Source organism: Nitrospiria bacterium (assembly GCA_035517655.1).
Lineage (GTDB): Bacteria > Nitrospirota > Nitrospiria > JACQBZ01 > JACQBZ01 > JACQBZ01.
In genome coordinates this window covers 11,997-37,225 of record DATIYJ010000025.1, presented here as the reverse complement: position 1 = coordinate 37,225, position 25,229 = coordinate 11,997, and the positions used below count along the sequence as shown (strand labels likewise).

At 57.8% G+C, this 25,229-nt stretch carries 21 protein-coding genes and 3 tRNA genes; 13 read left to right on the top strand and 11 right to left on the bottom strand.

All coding sequences use genetic code 11. The features are described from left to right. The 7 genes from VLY20_05540 to VLY20_05510 form a co-directional block, all read right to left on the bottom strand. Window positions 1-1,331, bottom strand: a 1,331-nt coding sequence (locus VLY20_05540) for a 2-isopropylmalate synthase (GenBank protein HUK56101.1), incomplete at its 3' end; no start/stop codon positions are given. 397 nt (window positions 1,332-1,728) lie between these two features. Continuing rightward, window positions 1,729-2,508 carry a CDP-diacylglycerol--serine O-phosphatidyltransferase gene (gene pssA / locus VLY20_05535; protein ID HUK56100.1) on the bottom strand — a complete coding sequence of 260 codons (780 nt, stop codon included), beginning with the start codon at window positions 2,506-2,508 and terminating at the stop codon, window positions 1,729-1,731. After that, window positions 2,505-3,113 carry a phosphatidylserine decarboxylase family protein gene (locus tag VLY20_05530; protein HUK56099.1) on the bottom strand — a complete coding sequence of 203 codons (609 nt, stop codon included), beginning with the start codon at window positions 3,111-3,113 and terminating at the stop codon, window positions 2,505-2,507. The genes pssA and VLY20_05530 overlap by 4 nt, the downstream gene beginning before the upstream one ends. A gap of 59 nt (window positions 3,114-3,172) precedes the next feature. Further along, complete coding sequence (gene ilvC, locus VLY20_05525) at window positions 3,173-4,186, bottom strand: ketol-acid reductoisomerase (GenBank protein ID HUK56098.1); 1,014 nt, start codon at window positions 4,184-4,186, stop codon at window positions 3,173-3,175. 37 nt (window positions 4,187-4,223) lie between these two features. Continuing rightward, a complete protein-coding gene (gene ilvN, locus VLY20_05520; protein ID HUK56097.1) occupies window positions 4,224-4,751 on the bottom strand; it encodes an acetolactate synthase small subunit in 528 nt (175 codons plus the stop codon). Between the two features lie 25 nt (window positions 4,752-4,776). Beyond that, a complete protein-coding gene (ilvB, locus tag VLY20_05515) occupies window positions 4,777-6,561 on the bottom strand; it encodes a biosynthetic-type acetolactate synthase large subunit (protein ID HUK56096.1) in 1,785 nt (594 codons plus the stop codon). Window positions 6,562-6,717: 156 nt separating this feature from the next. Continuing rightward, window positions 6,718-8,055 (bottom strand): LysM peptidoglycan-binding domain-containing protein, encoded by a 1,338-nt coding sequence (locus VLY20_05510; protein ID HUK56095.1) that lies wholly within the window; start codon window positions 8,053-8,055, stop codon window positions 6,718-6,720. 238 nt (window positions 8,056-8,293) lie between these two features. Between VLY20_05510 and VLY20_05505 the strand changes: the two genes are divergently transcribed. Further along, entirely contained in the window at window positions 8,294-9,319 is a 1,026-nt protein-coding gene (locus VLY20_05505; protein ID HUK56094.1) for a hypothetical protein, read from the top strand. Window positions 9,320-9,324: 5 nt separating this feature from the next. Here VLY20_05505 and VLY20_05500 read toward each other — a convergent pair. Then, window positions 9,325-9,410, bottom strand: a tRNA-Leu gene (locus tag VLY20_05500). Window positions 9,411-9,780: 370 nt separating this feature from the next. Here VLY20_05500 and VLY20_05495 point away from each other — a divergent pair. The 8 genes from VLY20_05495 to VLY20_05460 all read left to right on the top strand — a co-directional run bounded on the left by VLY20_05495 (window position 9,781) and on the right by VLY20_05460 (window position 16,652). Then, the gene (locus VLY20_05495; GenBank protein ID HUK56093.1) at window positions 9,781-12,087 is read left to right on the top strand and encodes a glycosyltransferase family 2 protein; all 2,307 of its coding nucleotides are present in this window, start codon (window positions 9,781-9,783) and stop codon (window positions 12,085-12,087) included. Window positions 12,088-12,111: 24 nt separating this feature from the next. Beyond that, window positions 12,112-13,653: a cellulose biosynthesis protein BcsG gene (gene bcsG, locus VLY20_05490; protein ID HUK56092.1), complete on the top strand. Its 1,542-nt coding sequence runs from the start codon at window positions 12,112-12,114 to the stop codon at window positions 13,651-13,653. Between the two features lie 3 nt (window positions 13,654-13,656). After that, window positions 13,657-14,424: a hypothetical protein gene (locus tag VLY20_05485; GenBank protein HUK56091.1), complete on the top strand. Its 768-nt coding sequence runs from the start codon at window positions 13,657-13,659 to the stop codon at window positions 14,422-14,424. A 92-nt stretch (window positions 14,425-14,516) separates the two neighbouring features. Then, a complete protein-coding gene (gene rplI, locus VLY20_05480; GenBank protein HUK56090.1) occupies window positions 14,517-14,960 on the top strand; it encodes a 50S ribosomal protein L9 in 444 nt (147 codons plus the stop codon). Window positions 14,961-15,058: 98 nt separating this feature from the next. Beyond that, the gene (gene rph, locus VLY20_05475) at window positions 15,059-15,808 is read left to right on the top strand and encodes a ribonuclease PH (protein ID HUK56089.1); all 750 of its coding nucleotides are present in this window, start codon (window positions 15,059-15,061) and stop codon (window positions 15,806-15,808) included. Continuing rightward, a complete protein-coding gene (locus VLY20_05470; protein HUK56088.1) occupies window positions 15,796-16,404 on the top strand; it encodes an XTP/dITP diphosphatase in 609 nt (202 codons plus the stop codon). The genes rph and VLY20_05470 overlap by 13 nt, the downstream gene beginning before the upstream one ends. Next, window positions 16,395-16,468: transfer RNA gene (locus VLY20_05465), tRNA-Pro, on the top strand. The genes VLY20_05470 and VLY20_05465 overlap by 10 nt, the downstream gene beginning before the upstream one ends. A 107-nt stretch (window positions 16,469-16,575) precedes the next feature. Continuing rightward, window positions 16,576-16,652: transfer RNA gene (locus VLY20_05460), tRNA-Arg, on the top strand. Window positions 16,653-16,672: 20 nt separating this feature from the next. Here VLY20_05460 and VLY20_05455 read toward each other — a convergent pair. Then, the gene (locus VLY20_05455) at window positions 16,673-18,793 is read right to left on the bottom strand and encodes an LmeA family phospholipid-binding protein (GenBank protein ID HUK56087.1); all 2,121 of its coding nucleotides are present in this window, start codon (window positions 18,791-18,793) and stop codon (window positions 16,673-16,675) included. A gap of 222 nt (window positions 18,794-19,015) precedes the next feature. Here VLY20_05455 and VLY20_05450 point away from each other — a divergent pair, with 222 nt between their 5' ends. After that, entirely contained in the window at window positions 19,016-20,173 is a 1,158-nt protein-coding gene (locus VLY20_05450) for a branched-chain amino acid ABC transporter substrate-binding protein (GenBank protein ID HUK56086.1), read from the top strand. A gap of 37 nt (window positions 20,174-20,210) precedes the next feature. After that, entirely contained in the window at window positions 20,211-20,789 is a 579-nt protein-coding gene (locus VLY20_05445; GenBank protein ID HUK56085.1) for a YqgE/AlgH family protein, read from the top strand. 16 nt (window positions 20,790-20,805) lie between these two features. Here the strand turns inward: VLY20_05445 and VLY20_05440 are convergent, their stop codons facing one another. Together VLY20_05440 and VLY20_05435 are read right to left on the bottom strand one after the other, a co-directional pair. Then, on the bottom strand, window positions 20,806-21,582 hold the full coding sequence (locus VLY20_05440) for a hypothetical protein (GenBank protein HUK56084.1): 777 nt from the start codon (window positions 21,580-21,582) through the stop codon (window positions 20,806-20,808). Beyond that, entirely contained in the window at window positions 21,579-22,802 is a 1,224-nt protein-coding gene (locus VLY20_05435; GenBank protein ID HUK56083.1) for a hypothetical protein, read from the bottom strand. The genes VLY20_05440 and VLY20_05435 overlap by 4 nt, the downstream gene beginning before the upstream one ends. A 266-nt stretch (window positions 22,803-23,068) precedes the next feature. Between VLY20_05435 and VLY20_05430 the strand changes: the two genes are divergently transcribed. Further along, entirely contained in the window at window positions 23,069-23,971 is a 903-nt protein-coding gene (locus tag VLY20_05430) for a branched-chain amino acid ABC transporter permease (GenBank protein HUK56082.1), read from the top strand. A gap of 37 nt (window positions 23,972-24,008) precedes the next feature. Next, entirely contained in the window at window positions 24,009-25,220 is a 1,212-nt protein-coding gene (locus tag VLY20_05425) for a branched-chain amino acid ABC transporter permease (protein ID HUK56081.1), read from the top strand. The last annotated feature ends 9 nt before the right edge of the window (window positions 25,221-25,229 follow it).

The following is a 25,229-nucleotide window of genomic DNA, read 5'->3' as shown; positions in this document are numbered from 1 at the left end:
CGGCTCTTCGTCTGGGTGATGGCCGCGATCGTTTTATAGGCGGCGTCCACCGGGCCGTCGCCTTTCGCGACGTTCCGGGCCGTCTGTCCGTTCACGGCCAGCTCGACCGTGGCGGTGGGCGTCGTCTCGCTCCCGCTCTCGACGTGGATCTTGCGGAGAACGTAGGTTTCGGGGATCCTGGACAGTTCCTCGTTCACGATCGTTTCGATGTCTTCGTCGAAAATTTCCTTCTTCTGGTCCGCGAGACGCTTCATCCGCTCGAAGGCCGCGTTCAATTCCTCCTCGGTCAGCCGGTAGCCGAGTTCTTCCAGACGTTGTTTGAGCGCGTGGCGGCCGGAATGCTTGCCCAGGACGAGATGGCTCTGGCCGAGGCCGACCGAGGCCGGCGTCATGATCTCGTAGGTCATCTTCTCCTTGAGCAGCCCGTCCTGATGGATGCCCGATTCGTGCGCAAAGGCGTTGGCCCCCACCACCGCCTTGTTCGGCTGGACCGCCATGCCGGTGATCTTGCTCACCAGGCGGCTGGTCTTGGTGATCTCCTCGGTGCGGATTTGCGTGTCGGCCCCGAAGAGATGGCGGCGCGTCCGCAGTGTCATCACGACTTCCTCCAGCGCGGCGTTTCCGGCCCGCTCCCCGATCCCATTGATCGTGCACTCCACCTGTCCGGCCCCTTCCGAGACGGCCGCGAGCGAATTGGCCGTGGACAGGCCGAGGTCGTTGTGGCAATGGACCGAGATCACGGCCTGTTTGATGTTCGGGACGCGTTCGCGAATCATCCGGATCAAGGATCCGAACTCATGCGGGATGGAGTAGCCGACCGTGTCGGCGATGTTGACCGTTTTGGCCCCGGCCGCGATGACGGCTTCGAGGACTTCGCAGAGGTAGGTTTCGTCCGAACGGGTCGCGTCCATCGGCGAGAACTCGACGTCCTCGACATAGCCGCGCGCCCGCTCGACCATCTCGACCGCGCGCTTGAGCGCCTGCTCGCGCGTCAGGCGGAACTGGTGTTTGAGATGGATGTCGGAGGTCGAGATGAAGGTATGGATCCTCACCTTGGGCGCGCCCTTGAGCGCTTCCCAGGCGCTGTCCACGTCTTCCGGCTTGGCGCGGGCGAGGCTTGCGATCACGGGCCCTTCCACCTCGTGGGCGATCCGCTTCACGGCTTCGAAATCACCGGGCGAGCTGAAGGCGAAGCCGGCCTCGATGATGTCCACGTTAAGCCGGGCCAGCTGCTTCGCGATCATCACCTTTTCTTCCACGTTCATGCTCGCGCCGGGCGACTGCTCGCCGTCGCGCAGCGTGGTGTCGAAGATTTTAATCATGCGTGTCATGGTTTACTCCTATTTTTAGGGGCTCACGTCGCCCCCTCCGGTGGCGAAGCCACCGGAGCCTCCCCCTCTCGCTCGCTTTGCTCGTTGAAATGATACCTGCTATTACTAAGGGTGTTTGGGTTTAGGCCCTTCAGCCATAAATAAAAAAGCCCTCGTCTCTGCCGCACCGGATCGATTCGGCGCGATGCAGGGACGAAGGCTCTTCCTTCGTGGTACCACCCTGATTTGGTTCCCGGCTGCGAGAACCCTTCATTGGCCCTTCACGCGGGCGGGACGACGCCGATTACTTTTCATTCACCGGCGCGGCTCCGAGGCGAGTTCGGTCCCTTAAACGGACCTACTACTCCTCATCACAGCCTTTAAACGTCTTCATTATGGCAGGAAGCCCTTGAATCTGTCAAGGGACGTTCGGCCCCGTCGGCGGCACGGACGAAGAATGACGGGCCGGCGCGGGATGTTTCAGCATTTTTCGGATCATCGCGGTGAGCGGCCGCTCGATCACCCCGGCGAGCGCGTATCCCGCAAACAGGACGAACAACAGGACCTGGGGTTCGGCCGCGAGAATGATCAGGACCAAGACGGCCGAGACCAGCATGTGAAAGGGTTTGCGGCCCCGCAGGTGAAAATCCTTGAAGCTCCGGTAGCGAAACGTGCTGACCATCAGAAAGGCCAGCGTATAAATCAGCCCAAGGATCAGGAGCGGCTTGATCTCGCTTCCCATCCGCAGGATATGATGGTCCAGCACCACCAGCGAGGCGATCACCCCCGCCGCGGCCGGGATCGGGAGCCCGACGAAATGCTTGCTTTCGACCGTTCCGACCTGGACGTTGAAGCGCGCGAGCCGCAGCGTCCCGCAGGCCACGAAAAGGAAGGCCGCGACCCAGCCCACGCGTCCGTAGCTGCTCAGGGCCCAGGAATAGATCAACAAACCCGGGGCCACGCCGAAGGAGACGATGTCGGCCAGCGAGTCGTATTCGACGCCGAAGCGGCTCGTCGTCTTCGTCAGCCGGGCCGATTTTCCGTCCAGCACGTCGAAGGCCATCGCCACCAGGATGGCCAGGGCGGCCCGCAGGTAGTCGGCGTTGAATACCGCAATGAGGGAATAAAAACCGCTGAAGAGGTTTCCCGTCGTCAACAAATTCGGAATCAAATAAATACCGCGTCGATAATTCTTCATTTCAACACTCCAATGATGCTTGAACCGCCTTTGACTTTTTGCCCCAAGCGCACCTTGAGCTCCGTTCCGAGGGGCAGGAACAGATCCGTCCGGGAACCGAAGCGGATCATCCCGAAGCGGACGCCGCGTTCCACCGCGTCGCCCTCTTTCACCCAGCAAACGATCCGTCGCGCCACCAGCCCCGCGACCTGAACGAACACCAGCTTCGCCCCCGAAGCGGTTTCAAGCAGCAGGGCGTTCTGTTCGTTCTGGGTCGAGGCCAAGTCCTTGTTTGCCGCCAGGAAAGTTCCGTGCTGGTACTGGATGGATCGAATCCGGCCCTCGCAGGGGATTCGATTCACGTGAACGTCGAACAGGTTGAGGAAGATGCCGACCTTGATCGCCCGGTCCTTGAGAAACCGTTCCTCTTCGGCTTCCCCGATCTCGATAATTCTACCATCCGCGGGGGAAACAATCAACCTTTCTCCGGCGGGAATGACGCGCTTGGGGTCTCTGAAGAACCAGAAAACCAGGAGGGCCAGGACGGCGATCGGGACGGTCAGCCAGACGACCTTGAGAAACGCCACGGCCACGGTCAGTACGGTCGCGCCGATCAGGAAGGGCAAGCGTTCACGAGCTACCGGTGACGGGTCTTGGGCCACGGTGCGGTGAGAAACCCTCCGCCTTAGTTTTTATCCTTGTCCACGAGCCGCTCTTTTTTCAACCAGGGCATCATCGCCCGGAGCTTGCCCCCCACGTCTTCAATGGGGTGGGCCTCTCCTTTTTTGAGCAAGGCGTTGAAAACCGGGCGGCCGGCCTTGTTTTCCAGTATCCACTCCTTGGCAAAGCGACCGCTCTGAATCTCGTCGAGGATGCGCTTCATCTCCCGGCGGGTTTCATCCGTGATGATGCGGGGACCCCGGGTCACGTCGCCGAATTTGGCCGTGTTGCTGATGGAGTATCGCATGTTCGAGATCCCGCCCTCGTAGATGAGGTCCACGATCAACTTGACCTCGTGAAGGCATTCGAAGTAGGCCATCTCGGGGGCATAGCCGGCCTCGATCAGGGTCTCGTATCCGGCCGAGATGAGCGCGGTCAAGCCGCCGCAGAGCACCACCTGTTCTCCGAAAAGATCGGTTTCGCACTCCTCGCGAAAACTGGTCTCGATCACACCGGCCCGAGTTCCCCCGATCGCCCTGGCGTAGGCCAGACCCACCTTTTGAGTCTCCTTCGAGGGATCCTGGTGGATGGCCAGGAGCATCGGCACGCCGCTTCCCTTGCTGAACTCGGAGCGCACCAGATGGCCCGGCCCTTTGGGCGCGACCATGAAGACATTCATGTCCGGCCGCGGAACCACCTGGCCGAAGTGGATATTGAAACCGTGGGCAAAGGCCAGATAGCCGCCCTTCCGAAGGTTGGGTTCAATCTCGCTCCGATACAGATCGGCCTGGAGCTCGTCGGGCGTGAGAATCATGACGATGTCGGATAATTTCGACGCCTGGGCGGGCGAGACCACCTTGAATCCGGCCCGTTCCGCCTTTTGCCAGGAACGACCTTCCCGCAGGCCGAGAATCACCGGGATGCCGCTGTCCTTCAGGTTGTTGGCGTGCGCATGCCCCTGGCTTCCGTAGCCGAGAATGGCGACCGTCTTGCCTTTCAGGCGTTTCAAATCGGCGTCTTTGTCGTAATAAATTTTCATCGGCTCTTCCTTTATTGATTGGAGGACGGGTTAGGGCTCAAGTGCCAAACCGCTTTTTGTCCTGGTTTTTATCCTGGACGGCGGTTTTGATTTCTTCGCGCGCGATCGCGATCCGTCCGGTTCGGACCAGATCCTTGATGCCCAGAGGCTTCAACAGATTGATGATCGCTTCGATTTTATTGGTGTCGCCCGTGACTTCGACGGTGTAGGTGGTCGGCGTGGAATCAATGACGCGCGCCCGGAAGATATCCGTAATCCGCAAGGCCTCGGCGCGGTCTTCCCCTTTGGCGTTGATCTTGATCAGGACGGTTTCGCGGGCCACGAAGGCCCCTTCCGTCAAGTCGACCACCTTGATCACGTCAATGAGTTTGTTCAGTTGTTTGATGATTTGCTCTACGATGCGGTCGTCTCCGTGAGTGACCAGGGTCATCATGGAGACGGTCGGATCGATCGTGGGCCCCACGGACAGGCTGTCGATATTAAAGCCCCGTCCGCTGAATAAACCGGCCACCCGGGAAAGAACCCCGAACTTGTTTTCGACCATGACTGAGATGATATGCTCCATGCGCGGGCTGCTTTCGGACGACGGCTTAAGCCGTCAGGACCCCTTCTTTTTCTCCGTTGCCGGCCTCTTTCATCTCACCCCGGTCTTTCCCCTTTTTCTGAAGCTCCGGCGGATCTTCCAGGATCATTTCGTTGTTCGCCCCTCCGGCGGGAATCATGGGATAACAATTTTCGTAAGGGTCCACCTGAAAATCGATGAGAACCGGCCGGTCGATCTTCAAGGCCTCCTTGATGACCCCGTCCACTTCCTGCGGTTTCGTCGCACGAAGGCCGACGGCGCCATACGCATCCGCCAGTTTCACGTAATCCGGATGATGACCCAGGTCGCTGGCGGAGTAACGGCTGTTGTAAAACAGGTCTTGCCATTGACGAACCATGCCGTGATAACCGTTGTTGACGATCACCACTTTGACGGGCAGACGGTAGTCCATGGCCGTGGCCAGCTCCTGGAGGTTCATCTGAAAACTTCCGTCGCCGACGATGCTGAGGACCAGCCGGCCGGGAAAAGCCTGTTGCGCTCCGAGGGCGGCCGGAAATCCGAAACCCATCGTGCCCAAACCGCCCGAGGTGAGCCAGGTCCGGGGTTGGTCCAGTTTGAAAAACTGGGCCGCCCACATCTGATGTTGGCCGACGTCCGTGGCCACGACGGGGTTTTGACCCTTGGTCAACTCATACAGCCGGTCGATCAGGTAGGGAGGTTTGATCTTCTGGTCCGGACTTTGTTGATAGGTCAAGGGGTGCTTCTTTTTCCACTCTTCGATCTGGTTCCACCAGGGTTTGAGTTCTTCCCTGCGCCGGCCGTCCACGGAGGTCCGGAGATGCTGGTTGAGTTCCTTCAGCACGCATTTCACGTCGCCGACGATCGGAATGTCCACGTTCATGATTTTCTGGATCGAGGTCGGATCGATATCGATATGGATAATCTTCGCGTGCGGCGCAAATTCAGACACCTTGCCCGTCACCCGGTCGTCGAAGCGGGATCCGACGGCGATAATCAGATCCGAATGATGGATGGTCATGTTGGAGGTATAGCTGCCGTGCATTCCGAGCATTCCCAGGGACAGGGGATGCGTTCCCGGGAAACTGCCCAGCGCCATCAGCGTCATGTCGACAGGGATCTGCGTCAGGTCGGCGAACTCCCGCAGTTCTTCAAAAGCGTTAGAGAAGACCGTACCGCCCCCGACATAAAGGACGGGCCGCTTCGCTTTTAAAATGGCCTCGGCCGCCTGCTTGATCTGCCATTTGTGCCCCTCGTACGTTGGATTGTAGCCGCGGATATATACTTTTTCCGGGTAGTTGAATTCGGTCTGATTCATCGAGACGTCTTTGGGAATATCCACCAAAACCGGACCGGGGCGCCCCGTGGTTGCTATGTAGAAGGCCTCTTTAATCGTCTGGGCGAGATCGTTCACGTCCTTGACCAGGTAGTTGTACTTGGTGCAGGGACGGCTGATCCCGACGTTGTCGGCCTCTTGAAAGGCGTCATTGCCGATGAGACTGGTCGAGACCTGTCCCGTAAACACCACGAGGGGAACGGAGTCCATGTAGGCGTCCGCGAGCCCGGTGACGGTATTCGTCATCCCCGGTCCGGAGGTCACAAGCACCACGCCCGGTTTTCCGGTGGCCTTTGCATAGCCTTCGGCCATGTGCATGGCACCCTGTTCGTGTCGAGTCAGAATGACGGCGGGGTCTTTGTAATCATACAACACATCAAAAATCTTTAGAACCACGCCGCCGGGCAAACCAAAAATAACCTTCACCCCTTCTTTCTTTAATGACTCGACAAAGATTTGAGCGCCGTTCAGTTTCATGCCGATCTCTCCTCGGTGACGGTCGTTTGCTCACCGGATTGTGTTAATTCGATGCTCTGTATGCCATCGTAAACTATAAGAAAATGAGATAATTAATTTACCACAAGGGCTTTAAATTAGTCAACAGCAATGTTTATGGGCCGGTTTTGGGAGGAATTAAGGAGAGGGAGGCGTTTCAAAATGGTCGCCTTTGTAGATGACCTCCGTGCTCTGGACAACTTGCGCGGTGGCGGTTGCGTCCTGAACCGAAATGACCTGGAGTTCGCCGACCGTGCGTCGAGGAAGCCGGACGCCATTTCCGGGAGAGAAATAAGACGTCTTGTCGCCATCGCGCACGATCTCGAAGCGGTCTCCGGCGTGAACCCCTTGGCTCCGCCCTTGATCGATGTAGACGACATCGGCCTGGGCCTGCGAAACCCGATTTTCCTTCACATCGACGATGAAGCCGTCATGTGGGCCGCTCGGGATGGAACCGGTTTGATCGGCGGATTCTTCCTGGACCGGTGCGGGCATCAGCGAATCACCGGTCTGAATCGAGTCGTAGGACGTGATCACTTTGGATGTTACGGTTTTTTCTTTGGGGTCTGCTCCGATAATTTCCGCTTGGCCGAGGATCCGGATAAGGTCGCCCAGATATTTCCCCGTTTTGGGATGATATACCTTTCGAACCACGCGGTATACAGTGAACCGATCGCCGACATGCGGCTGAGATCCTTCCTTGGGGAGCAGATACGCCGTCTCATCTTGCCCGATCAACTCGCGGTTATCTCGGGCGCCGACCACAATGGCCGAGGCGGTTTGGCCGGTCAAGATATACCCGCTGGCCGCAAGGAGGTCCGTCGCCAGAGGCCGAGCGGCGGGGACGGGTGCTTCCGGGGGCGTGATCTCGACCCGCTTTTCGGATTCCGGGGGAGGCGCCGCCTCTTCGACTACCTTCGGAGGGGGGACGTTCGCGGGCCGGGCAGTTTCAACGCGGGCCTCAAGGTGCGCCGCGTGTGCCGCTTCGCCACCCGGTAAATCTAAAACGTTCCCGGGATAGATCAGGTCCGGGTTCATAATGTATTGGTTGTTATTCCAAAGCTTCGGCCAGAGGAAGGAGTCTTGTAAGTAGGCATTCGAAATGCCCCAGAGCGTGTCTCCTTGCTTCACGGTATATTTTTTAGGACCGGTTGATGTTTCAGGAACGGTCACGGTTCCGGATTTTGGGGGAAGGGCCTCTTTTACGATTGCCGGGTTTTCTTCGGTAGCCGCGGGCGTCTCTTCGGTAGCCGCAGGCGTCTCTTCGGTAGCTGCGGGCGCCTCTTCGGTAGCTGCGGGCGCCTCTTCGGTAGCCGCGGGCGTTTCTATGGACCCTTGATCGGCTGAAGTGGACTCTTTTGAAGCGGCAGAAGGGGTTTCTTGTCCCCAGCTAACCGGGTTCATCCACGGCGTTACCCAGACGAACATCCCAATCAAGGTCAAGGCACAGACCGACCGTCGACCAAAATTCATCATGTGGTAAGCCGCTCCTTTGGATGGATCCGGATTGATCATGTGGATTAAAGTGCCGACCCGCTGTTTTGATGAATCCGCATTGATTAGGTTACCAGATTGTCCGGAAAAGTCAAGGGTAAAGCCTTCGGGCTTCCTTGACTCGCCTCTAGCAAATCCACTATAGTGACTCTCATTTGCGGTCTGCGCGTCATGAGTTGTGGGGTTTTGTTCAATGACATGTCTTTACCCAAGGGGTCCTTTGGAGGCTGCAAAGGATCTGTTCCGCTTCCTCCTGGTCGTATTTTTTACGGGAGGAATGCTGCCGGGATGTACCGGGAAAAGCAACATGGTCACGGCCATCGTCATCAATCCCGAAAACCCCGCCATCGTATTTATTGCCACGAATGATTCCGTTTATAAAACCCGCGATGACGGGGCCACCTGGGTTCCGGTCACAACGGGCCTCGGCAACGCCCGTATTTTGTCGTTGGCCATCAATCCGTCCAATCCCTCGATGATTTACGCGGGTACCCTCGGGGACGCCGTTTATCGGAGCGTTGACGGTGGAAATCGATGGTCCATTATCAACGCGGGGCTCAAAGAACATGTTACGGTGGTCAATGCCTTTATTTTTTACCCTCAGAATTCCGACGTCATCTTGGCCGCGACGACGGTCGGGCTTTTTAAGACCGTCAACGGAGGCATGATGTGGGACGACGTGCCCAACAAGGGGATGGACAGCGTTTACATCGTCTCGGTCGCCCAGGACCCGGCCAACACGAACGTTTTATACGCGGGGACGAGCGGCGGTGTTTACAAAAGTATGAATGGAGGAATGACTTGGCGCGAATCCAACAACGGCCTTATTAAGCCCGGACCGGGAACCGCGCTTTCGTTGGGGATCAATTCGCTGGCGATGGATCCCGTGAAAACGACGACGCTCTATGCGGGGACCACTCGAGGCGTCTTCAAGACGACGGACGGTGCGGCAAGCTGGGTGAAGATTCAGGAAGGAATTGGGGAACGATTTACGGCCACGGTTCTCATCCAGCCCGCTTCCAGCGCCACTCTGTTGGCCGGGACGGAGGAGGGGATTTATAAATCAACCGATGGAGGAGAACATTGGATGAGCCTTGACAACGGGCTTGTCAATCGCAACGTACGCTCGCTGGTCATGCACCCGAAGGATCCGAATATCCTGTATGCGGGCACTCAGGGCGGTCTTTTTAAGACGATGGATGGCGGCGCCCATTGGACCGCATTGACCATCCGGCCGAAAGGGTGACTTTATGGTGCCGAAGGGGGGATTTGAACCCCCACGGGGTCACCCCCACTACGCCCTGAACGTAGCGTGTCTACCGTTCCACCACTTCGGCATGCAGAAAAGAACCCGGGTATAAGCCCAACACCCCCAATTAGATCCCGTATCCTAACAGAGTGGACAAGGGGTGTCAATCGACAGTATTCTGTTGAATAAGATGTCAAAACGCGTACTTGTGATATACTTGAAACACAATGCGGGCGTTGAAGACCAGAGCGGCATTCTTAAAAATAGGTCTCTTTTTACTCCTCTTTGTTTTTGTACTCTTCGGAAAATCCAACCTTTCAAAAGCGTCTGTCGGTTCGGACGGAACAGGCCCGGCGTCGTCTCTCAATCCGACTGCAGAGTTGCGATCTGCTGCCTTGCCCGGTGATTCAACGCCTGTCGGCGCTTTGACGGGAGAGGGCGGCGAGCGGTTCCCTGACATGAAGCAGACGACCGAGCCGATGGAGCTCAATTCAACCCCTTTTGTGGGCTCCTGGGAGGACTACGCTCTCTCCATTCTGTTGATCGCGCTTGCGATTTTTATGACAAGAAAGGGGGTTCGCCTGTTTCAAGCCAAATGGGCCGTCGCCGGGCTCAGTATTTTCCTGGGATTGCGTTATCTCTATTGGCGGGCAGTCTACACGTTCAATACGGAAGATTCCCTCAGCACCGGAATCAGTCTGACCCTCTATCTGGCCGAGATCTACGGTTTCCTCTCCGTGATGTTTTTTTATAGTCAGGTGGCCAAGCCTACCTCCCGTTCCGCGAGCCCGCCGGCCGAAACGGCGCTGCCGGCGGTGGATGTCTTTGTCACGTTTTACAATGAATCGTTGGATATCCTGTACCGAACCCTTGTCGGATGCATGGCCATCGACTACCCGTCCGGCCGTAAAAAGGTTTATGTCCTTGACGACGGGCACCGGGACGAAGTTCGGCGCCTCGCGGAGCGCTTAGGCTGCGACTACATCAGTCGTCCGAACCACGAGCATGCGAAGGCCGGGAACCTCAATCATGCCTTGACCCGGTCGTCCGGCGAGTTTGTGATGGTGTTGGATTGCGATCATGTCCCGGTCCGGACCTTTCTCCGAGAGACGGTCGGGTTCTTCGCGGATCCCAAGGTCGCATTCGTGCAGACTCCGCATTACTTTTATAATCCGGATACGTTTCAACGGAATCTTCGACTGGAACAGGCGATTGTCAACGAGCAGGACCTTTTTTTCTATGTCATCCAGCCGGGCCGGGACGGTTTCAACTCGAGCTTTTTTGCCGGAAGCGGGGGGATATTCCGTCGTTCGGCGCTCCAGACCATCGGAGGATTTCAGGTCGTGACCTTGACGGAAGATCTCCACACCAGCATGGTCCTCCACTCAAAAGGCTACCGGTCCGTCTATCTCAACAAGATCCTTGCGGCGGGACTGGCGCCCGAGAGTTATGAGAGTTATCTAAAACAGAGGCAGCGCTGGACTCGGGGGGGCGTTCAGGTCTTCCTGATGGACAACCCGCTCTGGAAGCCCGGGCTGACCCTGATGCAGCGGATCAATTACTTCGGTTCGATCTTTTATTTCTTTCACGGCTGGTCGCGCCTGATTTATCTGATCGCGCCGCTTTCCTACCTTCTTCTGAGTTACGCTCCGCTGATGGCCCCTTTTCCTATCCTTCTGAATTATTTCCTACCTTACTATATTACATCATTCATGGCCTTTAATATCGTCAGCAAGGGCTTTCGCAATCCCTTTTGGTCGGACGTCTATGAAACCGTGATGTGTTTCTTCATCACCTGGACTTCTCTGGAAACCGTGTTTACGCCGAAAAAAAGCAAGTTCCATGTAACCCCCAAGGGCGTTCGGTTTGAGAAAGCGCAGTTGGCTTGGTCGTATGTGATGCCCCATATCCTGCTCTCGGCCGTTCTGTTGGTCGGACTTGGAGTGGGAGGATATCAGTTATGGAATCGCCGCGGCAATTTCGATGCGACCTTGTTAAGCGTCTTCTGGACGGTTTATAATCTGGTCATCCTTGCGGCGGCGGTCGTCGTGGCGCGCGAGCGTCCCCAGAAACGATCGGCGCCCCGCCTGTCCCGACGGATCGATTGTGAATTGACGTTCAGCGGCCGAACCCTTGTCGGAAAAACGGCCGATTTAAGCGAAGCCGGTTTTTCCATGATTTCGGATCGTCCCATGCTTTTACCCCCGGTGGTTCAGGTGCGCTTGGTCAGCGACTTCGGCGAGGTCACGGAGATCAAGGGGGAGGTGATCCGGAACGATTCATCGCCGGCGGGCGGTTCCGGCGTAGGGATCCGGTTTCTCAACGTCAACGAGTCGCAGCACCAGAGCCTGATCCGTCAAATGTACAGTTCACCGACCGGCTGGTTCGGGGCCCACCAGGCGACCTCCGCCACGATGGTGTCGTTTGCCTACCTGCTGACCTCATCGGTCCGAGCTTTTATCAAGGAAAAGGTTCTTCGGCGGCTTTCCTTCCGGGTCAGGAAGCGCCTCGTGTGCGAACTGGTGACGGGAGATCGCGTCTTCAAGGGGACCACGGAGGACATCAGCAACACCGGTATCTTGGTGCGCCTGATGACGGACGAATCCGTCACGAAAGATGTGACGGTCCTGCTGTATCACGAGGATCGGGTGGTTTTCAGCATCCGGGGAGAAATCGTCCGCCGCACCGAAGTCAAAGGGAAAGGAACGATCTATGGTATCCGGTTTCTTGAACGCAAGGATCTCGAACTATCATCTCTGGCGTGAGGTCTAGGAGGCCGACGTTATCGTATGGGAGCGTGGAGTTTTTATTTCTTGGCCAAATTGTACTTGTATTTTCGGGGTTATCTTCGCCTCGATTTTATGCTGAACCTTCTTTTCATGATCTTCCTGGTCATCCCCGTGCCGGCGCAACTGAAATCGTACCGATGGCTCACCGGAATCAAATATTTCTTCAGCGGGGTTTTGGGCCTCTTGCTTCTATGGCACGATTCGTGGCTCCCGTCGCTCTGGAGCACGTTGACCTTTGTAGAACAAGGAGGGATGCCTTCCAAGGAATACGTCTATCGATTTCTTTTGGAGTTCGTCAATCCGTGGGAAGTGGCGGCGTTGGCATCGATCCTGGCGCTGGGTTTTTGGGTGCGCAACCGCATTCGATTGACACCGGTCGTCCTGCTTTTACTCCTGATTGTTCCGCTTCGCGAGTTTGGACAACATCCGGGAGGCGTCGAAGAAATGGCCCGGACCTTCCATCGGACGGAAGCATCCCGGCTCGTTCATTTTGAAAAATCGAAAACGACCGCTCCGGATTTCGACATCATTCTTTTGCATGTCTGTTCGCTGTCCTGGGATGATTTGAAGGAAATCGGCCTCGAGGCCGATCCGTTTTTTAAAACATTGGATTACCTTTTCACCGATTTTAATTCGGTCACGTCGTACAGCAACCCCTCCGCCATCCGTCTTCTGAGGGCCGACTGCGGTCAGCCCAGCCATGACGCCCTCTATCGCGAGGCGCCGGGCGACTGTTATCTGTTTGATGCGCTTCGTCAGCAAGGATTTGAAACCTACTTTATCCTGAATCATGACGGTGTCTATGGGCATTTTGCGGAGCAGGTCAAAGACCTGGGGCATCTGGACATTCCGATCAAGCCTTCGGACATCCCGATTCAGGCCTACGATTTCGATGAATCGCCCATCTACAACGACTACGCCGTGCTTGAAAAATGGTGGACCCTCCGACAACGGTCCGCATCGCCGGCCGCGGCCGTTTACTACAACACGATCAGTCTGCATGACGGGTCCCATTGGGTCGGCGAGAAAGAGTGGTGGAAACACGATCGCGTCGTTCACTACAGAGAGGCCGTGCAAAGATTATTGGCGGATTTCGCGCGGTTTTTTGATCTCGTGGCGTCGTCCGGTCGCAGGGCGGTGATCGTTTTTGTCCCGGAACACGGGATGGCGCTCCGGGGAAACGCGCTCCAGGTCGCCGGCCTGCGGGATATTCCTTTCAAGCAAATCACGCGGGTGCCGGTCGGAATCAAACTCATCGGGATCCCGCCCGGTCATGCGGAGTCCACTCAGCGGGTCGTCTCGAAGCCGACCAGCTATCTTGCGCTTTCGTATCTGTTGGCCTCCTTCGTGGAACGGAATCCCTTCGAGCCGGGCGGGCTTGAAGCCGACGATCGAGTCTCCCGTCTTCCCGAGACCGAGTTTATGGCTGAAAACCAGGGAATCCGGATCATCAAAAAAGGCGCGGACTACTTCCTTTACGGCAAAGAGAAGAAATGGATCGCGCTTCCGTCCAGTGTCGCCCCGCCGGCAGGAGGGTTTTAAATCATGAGGCGGTGGCTGTCCCTTTGGGGAGCGGTCTTTGGGGTCGGTCTCATGTTCAGTCCACCGGTGTGGGCGCTGGATTATCTGGGCCTGCCCGGCTCGACCTGGGGCGAGGTGAGCCACGACGTGGACAGTCTGGTGGGGTCGGGCGCGATGGGCTACGTGAACCAGGGGATCGACTGGGTCAAGCTGCCGGGGGCGATCACCTTCAACACCTTCGCCGAGTTCCGGTACCGGTTTCGGAGCGAGAACAAGGAATTTTATAACGCCTACACCGGCGCGACGGGGCTGGAATTTAAACGAGGGCCTTTCCACCTGGGGATGGACTATGCCTGGGAACGGTTTCCGGCGGAGGGCGAGCAGTCCAATAATCTCCAATACTATCTCATCTGGTATTACGATTGGGACCTTGATCGAACGTCGCGAAAGCTTTTGGGTGTTCCGGGCTCGACGTGGGGTGAGTTGAGCCACGATGTGAACAGTCTGGTGGGAACGGGGGCGATGGGTTACGTGAACCAGGGGATCGACTGGGTCAAGCTGCCGGGGGCGGTGACCTTCAACACCTTCGCCGAGTTCCGGTATCGGTTTCGGAGCGACAACAAGGAGTTTTATAACGCGTACAGCGAAGCGACGGGGCTGGAGTTCAGACGATCGCCGCTCCATCTGGGAATGGACTATGTCTGGGAGCGGTTTCCGGGAACCGGTGAGCGGTCCAACAAGGTTCAGTATTACCTGACATGGTATTACGACTGGGACTTAAAACATAAGTAGGGTTGATCAGAGCGGAGTTCAGCCAGTTGACAGTCCGCCCCGTTTTGACTATACTGACCTCCTTTGATCGGTTGACAGAATAGGAGCAGACGATGAAAGTAATTTTGAGGGAAGACGTCGATGCGTTGGGCCGCATGGGCGATCTGGTCAGTGTCTCGGACGGATACGCCCGAAATTTTTTGATTCCCAAGAAAAAGGCGGTCGAGGCCACAACAAAGAACGTCAAGGTTATGGAACACGAGAAACGCTTGATCTCCGATAAGGCCCGAAAAATGAAAAAGGAGTTTGAAACCCTGGCCGAGAAGATCAACGGTACGCCGATCACGATCCCCGTGCAGGTGGGCGAGGAAGGGAAACTATTCGGCTCCGTGACGAATAAAGACATCGCGGAAGCATTGTCCAAAGAAGGCATCGAGATCGACAAGCGAAAAATCCAACTCGAGAGTCCATTGAAGGAAGTCGGAAGTTTTACCCTCCCGGTCCAAGTTTATCATGATGTCAAGGCCCACCTGAAACTTACCCTGATCAAGGCCTGATCTCCAAGTACCGCTCGGTTCCGACCCTGAAGGCCGATTGCTATTTCTCGACGGGTTGGGCTATAATCTCACCGCTTTTTCAGAACGAAGGGACTACTATGCCCGAGCCGCAACCCCGGCCGGACGGCCGGCGATGGGATGAATTGAGACCCGTCAAGATCACGCGATCCTATCTGAAAAACGTCGAAGGATCGGTATTGATCGAGATGGGCGACACCAAGGTGATCTGCGCGGTCACCGTCGAAGAATCCGTGCCCCCGTTTCTCCGGGGAAAAAACAAAGGCTGGATCTCGGCCGAGTACGGCATGCTGCCCCGTTCGTCGCACGAGCGCATTGCGCGCGAATCGGTGCGGGGCCGCATCGGCGGCCGGACCCATGAGATTCAGCGGTTGATCGGCCGTTCCCTCCGCGCCGTCACGGATCTCGATCGACTGGGCGAGCGGACCCTCTGGATCGATTGCGACGTGATCCAGGCGGACGGCGGGACCCGGACCGCGTCGATTACCGGCGCCTTCGTCGCGCTGGCCGACGCCCTTCTTCATGCTCAAAAACAGGGACGCATCGATCGTTTTCCGATCCGGGATTACCTGGCGGCCGTCAGCGTGGGCCGGGTCCGCGGCCGGCCTCTCCTGGATCTGTGCTACGCCGAGGACTCCGCGGCCGAAGTGGACATGAACGTGGTCATGACCGGAAGCGAGAAATTCGTCGAGGTTCAGGGAACGGCCGAACAGGAGCCCTTCACCCGGTCCGAAATGGATGCGTTGATGGTTCTGGGCAAGAAAGGCATCCAGCAACTCGTCGCCCGGCAGACGAAACTGCTGAAGGGGCTCCCGTTGTGCGGACCGTGAAAGAGATCGTTGTCGCCACGAACAACCGCCACAAGTTCGAGGAAATCTCGGCGATTCTGAAGGGGGCGCCGGTTCGACTGATCCCGCTCTCGGATTATCCCAACGCCCCGGAGTTGAAGGAAGAGGGCGCGACCTATCAGGAAAACGCGGTCCACAAGGCGCGGACGATCGCCCGGTTCACGGGGAAGTGGGCCCTCGGAGACGATACCGGCCTGGAGGTGGATGCGTTGAACGGCCAACCGGGGCTCTATTCCGCGCGCTTCGCCGGTGAAGGCGTCACGTTCGCCGACAATCGCCGCAAACTCCTCCGCCTGATGGAAGCGGTGCCGGCCGAGAAGCGTACGGCCACGTTTCGAACCGTCCTGGCGCTGGTCGGGCCGTCGGGCGAGACGCATATGGCGGAAGGCCTTCTTCGAGGTCGGATTGCCGAGCAGGAGCGGGGAACCGCGGGTTTCGGGTACGATGCCGTGTTCGATCTTCCGGAGATGGGCAGGACTTACGCGGAGCTCACGAGCGAGGAGAAAAACCGCATCAGCCACCGGGCCCGGGCCGTTCAAAAAATCAGGGAGCATTTGGAAAAAATTGTCGGGGTGTAGCGCAGCCTGGTAGCGCACCTGCCTTGGGCGCAGGGGGTCCCCGGTTCAAATCCGGGCACCCCGATAAAATTTTCCGCAGGGGAAATTTTCCCTATTTGCCATTTGCGATTTACGGTCGCTGCGGAAAATTTTAGTAAAGGGTGAATTGTAGATCGCCAATGATTTACGTTCGCGCCCGTAGCTCAGGTGGATAGAGCATCTGCCTTCTAAGCAGAGGGTCGCAGGTTCGAATCCTGCCGGGCGCGCCAGAATAAGACGGAGGCGGGCCTCACCCGTTGAGGACGAGGTCGCCGTGTTCGATCCGTAAAGTTCGCAGGTGAATGCGGCAAGGCATGGGTTTTAATACGGGATTGAACTTTGCCGCAAGCACCCGCGGGATGAACGAGGGAAGCCGCAGACCTCCCGCATGAAACCCCAAAAACGTAAAACCGATATTCTCATCGTTCACTAAATTCGGTTGAAGATCCAGATCCAGACGCGGAATCCATCCTTGTGCGTCCGTGTGAATGCGCAAGGTCCCTTCCCGGAATTCCACGGCGGGGTGAAGCGCTCCTTTCAGGCCGGCCAGATATTCATTCAGATCGGTTTGCGTGATCCGGAAGCGGGGTGTCGCGTCCATCAGACTGATGATTTCAAATTCCCCGTCCCGGAGTAATTTATAGGGATTGACGGTCAGATCCGAGAGGTCCAGTCCGAGGTCCCGAACCGTCATCGAATGCCGGCCATCCGGTCTTGAATCGACCCGCCCCGATTTCATCGTGAAACTCACTTTTCGGAATCGCCCCTCCAGTGTATCCTGATCCGAAAACGGCTCCACGCGGATTGTCCAGCCCTGGGGATCCTTCACATAGCGGTTGATATAATTCATCAAGGCTGTCTTGAATCGCTGTATAAACGCCTCCGGAGTGATCCCGGAGGCCGGGCTGATGTCTCGAACATAGATTCGGGCGACGCTTCCGTCCGGAAGAGGCCGTTCCCATTTTTTCTTGAAGACCGCCTCGAAGGCCTCCGGGTCCTGTTGAATTGTTTTCATCACCTCCACCGGATCGTGGGCGAATCCCTGGTTCCCGGTTTTTGTGACCACGAAATCGGTGAAAGTGGGAAATCGGACCCACGTCGTGACGTCCAGCGGATACCGTGCCGCTTCCGCGTAATACTCGAAGCCATGTCTCTGAAACTCCGCCAGATCCGGGATCACGCGGACCCGGGGCCTGGGATGGTAGGTCTTTTGCGTCTGGATAAACTCAAAGGCGTCTTTTAACGCCCAGGCCTCCTGTCGAGGAGGGGACGCGAGAAAAGTATGAATGACCGTATAGAGTCCGAGACCGATCAGCGCCGTTCCCATCAACCAGGGCTTCCAGCGGAAATTTTTAAGCCAGCCTGTTGCGACCAGGGCCACCGCCGGCAGAAACGGCATACTGTATCGGATGTCTTTATTCCGGATCAGGGTGAGTACGGCATAGCCGCCGATGATCCAGAGAAAGAGGACCGGGTTTTTTTTGAGCTCGTCGCGTAGGTAAAATACGATGCCCGCCGCAAAAAGGAAGAGCCACAGGAAGTGGACGTCTCTCGGAAGCACCCGGACATAATAGAAAAAGGACTGAGCCGTCCCAATCGCCGGATCTCCTTTTTGTGCCGCCACATCGTACCCGAATTTCGACGACAGGAAGAGGATGTTCGAAAGGTGCTCGACGAACCACGGAAGGGCGATCAGACCCCACGCCGCGAACGCGGCCAGAACGTTCCTCCCCCTTTTGAAACGGTCTTCCGACACGAGGGCTTGCGCGGTCTCATAAATCAGGGGGAGGAGAATAAAAAAAAGATAAGTCCATTTCGTCAGGGTTGCAAGCCCGGAGATCAGTCCGAAAAGGATGGATGCGCCGGGGCGTTCAAAGCCCTCGGTCCGCAGCAGTCCGTACACCGCACAGGCCGTCATGGCCGTGATCGGGATATCCAGCATGAACAGCCGGGACTGCGCCGTGACGATCGGAAAAGACGTCACCGCGACGGCGGCCAGCAGACCGGTTTGAGGCGAGTACAGTCGCCCGCCCAGCCGATACACGGACAAGAGCAGAAGACCGAGAAAAACCTGATTCAATATCCATGTGGCCGTATCCGGATCGGAAGGCAAAATGAAATAGAACACCGATGCGGTCAGCGGAGCCAGGGGCGGGTAATAATTATCCACGTTCAACAGAGCCGCAAGACCGGTTGTCGAAAGACCCTTCTCCTCCAGGACGTGATAGTAGCGCAGGCTGGCGGTGAGATGATTCATCGGATCATGGTAGGGAGGGACGGTGTCCTGCTTCAGCCAGCAGAAATTGATTAGACCTAAAAACAACCACCAGCCGAACAGAAGGGAGATTCTAAGGGACGTTCGTGATTCCACCGTTTGCAAGAATCTCCTGTCGGCCGAGTGCGGTGCGCGTGCTCTCTCTTTTGTATAACATAATGCCGGGAGCCGTGCAACGTCGCGTTTTGAACCGCCGAGGGCCATCCGGCCCGCTCATCCGTCGACCGCTCAGGGTTGACAAGCCGCCTCTTTCTTGATAGAAACAAGACGTAACATGCAACGATCGAGGTCGGTCTTAAAACCTATTCGATGACGCGAGTGAAGGAACAAACGGCTTCTCCACGGCTCAAGCGGTGGCTGGCGGCGGGTTTAATTTTCGCCTCCGTCGGCGCGGCCGCCTGCGATCGTTCGTCGGTCGCTACGATTCGCATCGCCGTGGCCGGACCGATGACGGGCGATCAGAGTAAGCAAGGCAACGATCTTAAGAACGGCGTCGAGTTGGCCGTGACGGAATGGAACGAGAAGGACGGGGTGCTCGGGAAGAAAATCGAACTCCTGGTGGGGGATGATCAGCACGACCCTAAGCAGGCCGTGGCGATTGCGAACAAATTCGTGGATTCCGGCGTGGTGGGTGTGGTGGGCCATTGGAATTCCAGCGCATCCATTCCGGCGTCGGAAGTCTACCACCGGGCGAACATTCCGATGATCACGCCGGCCTCGACCAATCCCCAGGTGACCGATCGGGGCTATGCCAATGTCTTCCGCGTCTGCGGGCGCGATGATCAGCAGGGGAAAGTGGCGGCCGAGTTTGTCGCCACCCAGTTAAAGGCCGGGCGGGTCGCGGTGTTGCATGACAAGACCACTTACGGACAGGGCCTGGCGGATGAATTTAAGAAGTCGCTGGAGGCGCTGAACGGGGGCCGGATCCAGGTCGTTTACTACAGCGGGATTACGCAGGGGGACAAGGACTTCCGCGGTGTCCTGACGACCGTGGCCTCCAAAAAACCGGACGTTTATTTCTTCGGAGGGATTTATCCCGAGGGAGGATTGCTGGTCAAACAAGCCAAGGAAGTGGGTCTGAACGCGCCGATGGTCAGCGGTGACGGGGTGATCGATCCCGTCTTCATCCAGATCGCCGGCCCGTCGGCCGATGGGACCTACCTGACCTTCAGCCCGGACACCGCCAAACGGCCGGCCGCGCAGGACGTGCTCAAGAAATACCGGGCTCGGTACGGCGAACCCGGACCGTATTCCTTTTACGCCTATGATGCGGCCCAGATCTTATTGCGGGCCGTTCAGTCGGCCGGGACGACGGACGGGCTCCGGGTCGCCCAGGCGATTCATGCCGGTCGTTACGACGGCATCACCGGGCGACTCCAGTTCGATTCAAAAGGGGATCTGCTCACGACTCAATACGTCGTGTGGATTACGAAGAACGGAGGGTTTGAAGAGTTCTGGAAGCCCGCCGGGGCGTGACGGGAGTCCGGCCGGGTCGGACCGCTTGGGGCGATTCATGGATAAAACGGACAAAAAGGAGGATGCCGTTCTCAAAAGGGGGATGATGCTGGTCGCGATGCCCGCGCTGCTGGATCCCAATTTCCGCCAGACGGTTGTCTGGCTCTGCGACCACAGTTCCGAGGGAGCCATGGGTCTGGTCATCAATCGTCCGACGACGGTTCCGCTTTCCACGGTTTATCCGGAGGCCGTGAAACTGTATGGTCGGGAAGATCCGTTGTATGTCGGAGGTCCGGTCCAGACCGACGCGCTGATGATTTTGTACCAGGGGGAACCGATCCCGACGGCGCGTCCGGTATCGCAGGACGTTCATCTGACCGGCGATCTGCACCTGCTGCAGACGCAGAATCGCGTCTTGGAATCCGATTCGCGGATTCGATTTTACCTGGGTTATGCCGGTTGGGCGCCCGGCCAGCTTGAGACGGAACTCCGGTCCGGGGCCTGGAGACTCTTGCCCGGCGATTCGAACATCATTTTCCAGGAAGACCCCCTTCGCGTCTGGCCCCGCATGATACAGACCTTGGGCCAAGAATGGGCGGTTTATGCGGACATGCCCCCCGATCCGCGCCTGAATTGATCCGATCCCGAACTCGTCAAATCGTCCGGGCGCGCACCCGGAAATCCATGTTGTCCTTCACCCACTGCCAAAGACGCTCTTGCTTGGCGGGATCCGCGTCCGGCTGGACCTGGGCGCTCCACCCTTTCATGACCTCGCCCTCGACCGTCCAGAGACGGACCCGCTGGCGCGGGACGTATTTGCGCCAGTGATCGCCCACCTTGGGACTGGCGTAAGCGAGCCGAAGCGTGACGTTCTTGGAGAGGTATTCGATCGGCGAGAGATCGATCGTTTTATATAAATCGATGGGATCGGTCTTTGCCGCGGCCCCGAGGTCCGGGATTCCGTCGCTGACGATCATGACGGTGATCGGGGCGAGAATCAGGTTCCGCTCCTTTGAGATCCGCGCCACCTGCTGGATAAAGGCGTTGAAGTCGGTCAGGGTGTCGGTTGGAGGAAACCATCCCCGGAGGTCGCCCTCGATCTGGGCGATGTCCTTCCCCTCAAAGTCCTGGATCGGGTGGAAAGCCTTCGGTTCATTCATGGCCCTTCCGCCGATCGATCCCACGAACAGCTCCCGCGGTTTTTCCAGACCGTCCAGCTCGTTGAGATGCCCGTAGATGTAGTGGGCCAGGAACGACAGGGCGTCGTCGTAGTAACCCGAGCCGCGGAACGACCCGCTGGCATCGATCCCGATGAACAGGGTCGTATGCGTCTTGCCGTTGGCCGGTTTGAGATCGCAGGCCGCGAGGGCCAGCGACACCGTCAGGGCGGCGAACCCCGCGATCCAGGCGGTCCGATTCGGGCGCTTCATGGGTTCACCTTCTTCGATTGAAGTTGCAGTTGAGCCAGGATCGCCTGAGGCTCCATGATCGCTTTTAAGTTTTTAAAGGGGATGCTGAAAACCGGGTACGAGGCCACCAGAATCATCGCGAAGTTCAAAGCCGCGGCCAGCACGTGAAGGGCCGGCAGCGAGAGATATTCCAGCATCTCCTGGCTTTTCTCATGCAGCCAGCCGATCTCGCGCTTGAAATCCTCGACCGGAGCGCGCCACCAGGCCGGTGCCTCGGCGGCAACCGCGGCCGCCGCGACCCCTTCCGGAATGGCCATGGGTTTTCGGGAAATGAAGGCCAGCAGGGGCGGCGTGCCGAACTGGCCGAAGAGGAACCAGGTCATTCCGCGGACGCCGACCCATCCGAAGGCGGCGAGGGCGAGGGTCGAAACGATTCCCATGCGGAATTCCTCGCCGGTCTGTTGGGCGATCCAGGGCGTGATCGCATCCACCAGTTCGCGATAGAGGAACATGACTTCAAAAAACATCACGAAGAGCTCGACCACGATCATCTGAACCAGGAATTTGTACTCCTTCCTTTTGAAGATGTCGAACAGGACCTGAAGACAGGCGAAGCTGCCCATGATCAGCAGGAACAGGAACAGGAACAGGACGGGCCCGGTGAACGCGGGCGCGTCGCTTCCCGCCAGATCAGCCAAGACCTCCGAGACGGTCGGATACAGTGTGTAGGTGAAGATCAACGCTTCCAGCAAGCACCAGCCGATCAGCATCAGGAAGGCGATCCACGGCACGCCGGGTTGAAAGTAGCTTTTCGTCATCTTCCCGGTCATCGCGAACGGGAGGAACAGGATCTGTTTGAAGGCGTCGGTGATCAAGCGAACCGCGAGGCGCACCAGCGTGAAGAGCCAGCCGATCGCGACCGTGACGACGCGGAACAACCCCACCCAATACAGCCAGACCGCCCGGGCCGCGTCCCACCATGCGAGGAGAATCATCGTAATGAACTTGACGCGTCCCGAACGGAACGGGAGCGTGTAAATCGAAAGCTGCGTGCACCAGACGGCGCTCACCATGAGCAGCGCCGGAAAGACCATGAGAATATACTTTCCGGCCGCGATCCAAACGGACGAGGAGTCCAGGAAGAAATCCAAGAGGGCCTGCTGCATGGCCGGTATCCAAGCGATCGGCGTCGCCAGAGCTTCGATCATTTCCTTCCAATGTTCAGGGAGCTGATCAAACATCGGGATCCCTCCTTTGACGATATGTTGAGTAAAAGAATAAAGCGTCGGATAGCTCTCTCAAGATAACAGAAGACCCGGGGGTGTCAAGCGCCCGCGAGAAGTGTAATGGATTGATAAACGGCTTATTTCATGACGGAGGAAAAAATAGTTCGCGGGACGGAAATGTACGACGGTGGACAGAACCGTACATCGGAATTGTCGACGGATTGACATCCGCACCCCGTCATGTTAGATATACCCCAAATTTTGCGAGGGAATAGAAGTACATGCTCTTCCAGCAAATCATCAACGGCCTGGCTTTGGGTGCGGTCTACGCCCTGATCGCGCTGGGTTACACCATGGTCTACGGCATTCTGGAGCTGATCAATTTCGCGCACGGCGAGATCTACATGATCGGCGCCTATCTGGGCATCATCTTTCTGACCTTCTTGACTGCGGTCGGTTTCACTCAAGCGCATCTCGTGCTTTCCCTGGTTCTTGCGTTTGTCGCCTCCGCGCTCTACTGCGCCGCGTACGGTCTGACGCTCGAGCGGGTGGCCTATCGCCCGCTTCGTCATGCCCACCGTCTTTCTCCTCTGATCTCGGCCATCGGGATGTCCATCTTTCTACAAAATTATGTCATGCTCGCCCAAGGATCGGCGGACAAGGTTTTTCCGCACATCCTCAGTCCGGAACCGATCACCCTTCTGGGTGCTCCGATCAGCCCTCTTCAGATTTTTATCATCGTGACCTCCGTCGTTCTGATGGTCGGGCTTCACCTTTACATCAAAAAGACCCGGTTGGGAAAAGCGATGCGCGCCACGGCCCAGGATAAACGAATGGCCGGACTGGTCGGCATCGATATCGACCGGGTGATCGCCGTCACGTTCGTGATCGGATCGATTTTGGCCGCGGCCGCCGGCATGATGGTGGCGATGTATTACGGGCTGGTGAATTTTTTCATCGGGTACGCGGCGGGCATCAAGGCCTTTACGGCCGCCGTCCTGGGCGGAATCGGAAACATTCCGGGGGCGATGTTGGGCGGATTCATATTGGGCCTTGTGGAGAGCCTCGGAGCCAGCTACATCTCGAGCGAATATAAAGATGTCTTCGCCTTCCTGATCCTGATGGGCGTGCTCATCCTCCGGCCCAGCGGGTTACTGGGGGAAAAGAGTTCGGAGAAGGTGTGATCGGTCGGCCGATCGGGCGATGTTGAGGGCGTTGCGGTTGAAAACTTTGTCATGGGTCGGGATTGCGATCTGGATCGGACTTCTGGTTTTGCCGTTTGTCGGGGTCGGGCGGGCCCTGGTCCTGGCCGGGGGCATATTTTTGGGCGGGCTGTTCTGGCAGACGGCCGTCCGGGTTTCAAGATCGGTCGAGCGTTGGCCCCAGATCGGGACGCTGCTGGGAGAAACCGGCCGCTTGCTTCAATCGTTGGGCCGGTGGAAGCTGTCGGAACGGCGACAGCGGCTCTTGATCGGTTTAACCGTCGGCGCCGTTCTGATCCTGCCGATGGGACTGGATAACTATTTTATCGATGTCCTGACGTCGGCCGGAATCTATGTCGTTCTGGCGCTGGGGTTGAACATCGTCGTGGGCATGGCCGGCCTGCTGGACCTGGGCTACATCGCCTTTTATGCCATCGGCGCCTACAGCTATGCGTTGTTGTCGACCCGGCTGGGAATTTCCTTCTGGTTCGCGCTTCCCCTCGGCGGGTTGGCCTCGGCGGTGTTCGGCGTCGTGCTGGGCGTCGTCACGCTGCGGCTGCGCGGAGATTACCTCGCGATCGTGACCTTGGGTTTCGTCCAGATCGTTCATCTCGTTTTAAACAACTGGGACCGCGTGACGAACGGCCCCAACGGTATTCTCAACGTGGGGCGCCCGGCTCTCGGGTGGTTTGTTTTCAGCCGGCCGGTCCATTTCTATTACCTGATCCTGGCCATTGTGTTGCTGACGATTGCGGCGGTTGATCGGCTCAACCGGTCCCGGATCGGTCGGGCGTGGATCGCCATCCGGGAGGACGAGGTGGCCGCCCAGGCGATGGGCGTGGATACGACCCGGTTGAAAATCCTGGCCTTCGCGCTGGGGGCGGCCTGGGCCGGCGTCGCCGGGGTCTTTTTTGCCGCTAAATTCGCGTTCGTATCGCCGGAGAGTTTCACGTTCTTCGAGTCGGTCATCGTCCTGTCGATGGTCGTGCTGGGCGGGATGGGAAGCGTCCCCGGCGTGATCCTCGGGGCCTTGATCGTGGTTATCCTGCCGGAAGTCCTTCGCGAGTTCGCGAGCTACCGCATGCTGATTTTCGGCGCGGGACTGGTCCTGATGATGGTGTTCCGTCCGCAGGGATTGATCGGCAATCCCCGCCGGAAAGTCGAACTTCGATCGGAGGAGGAGCCTCGGCGGCTTCGCCTCGGCCCCGACGGCCGGCGTCCCCGGGTCTAGAGGGAGCGA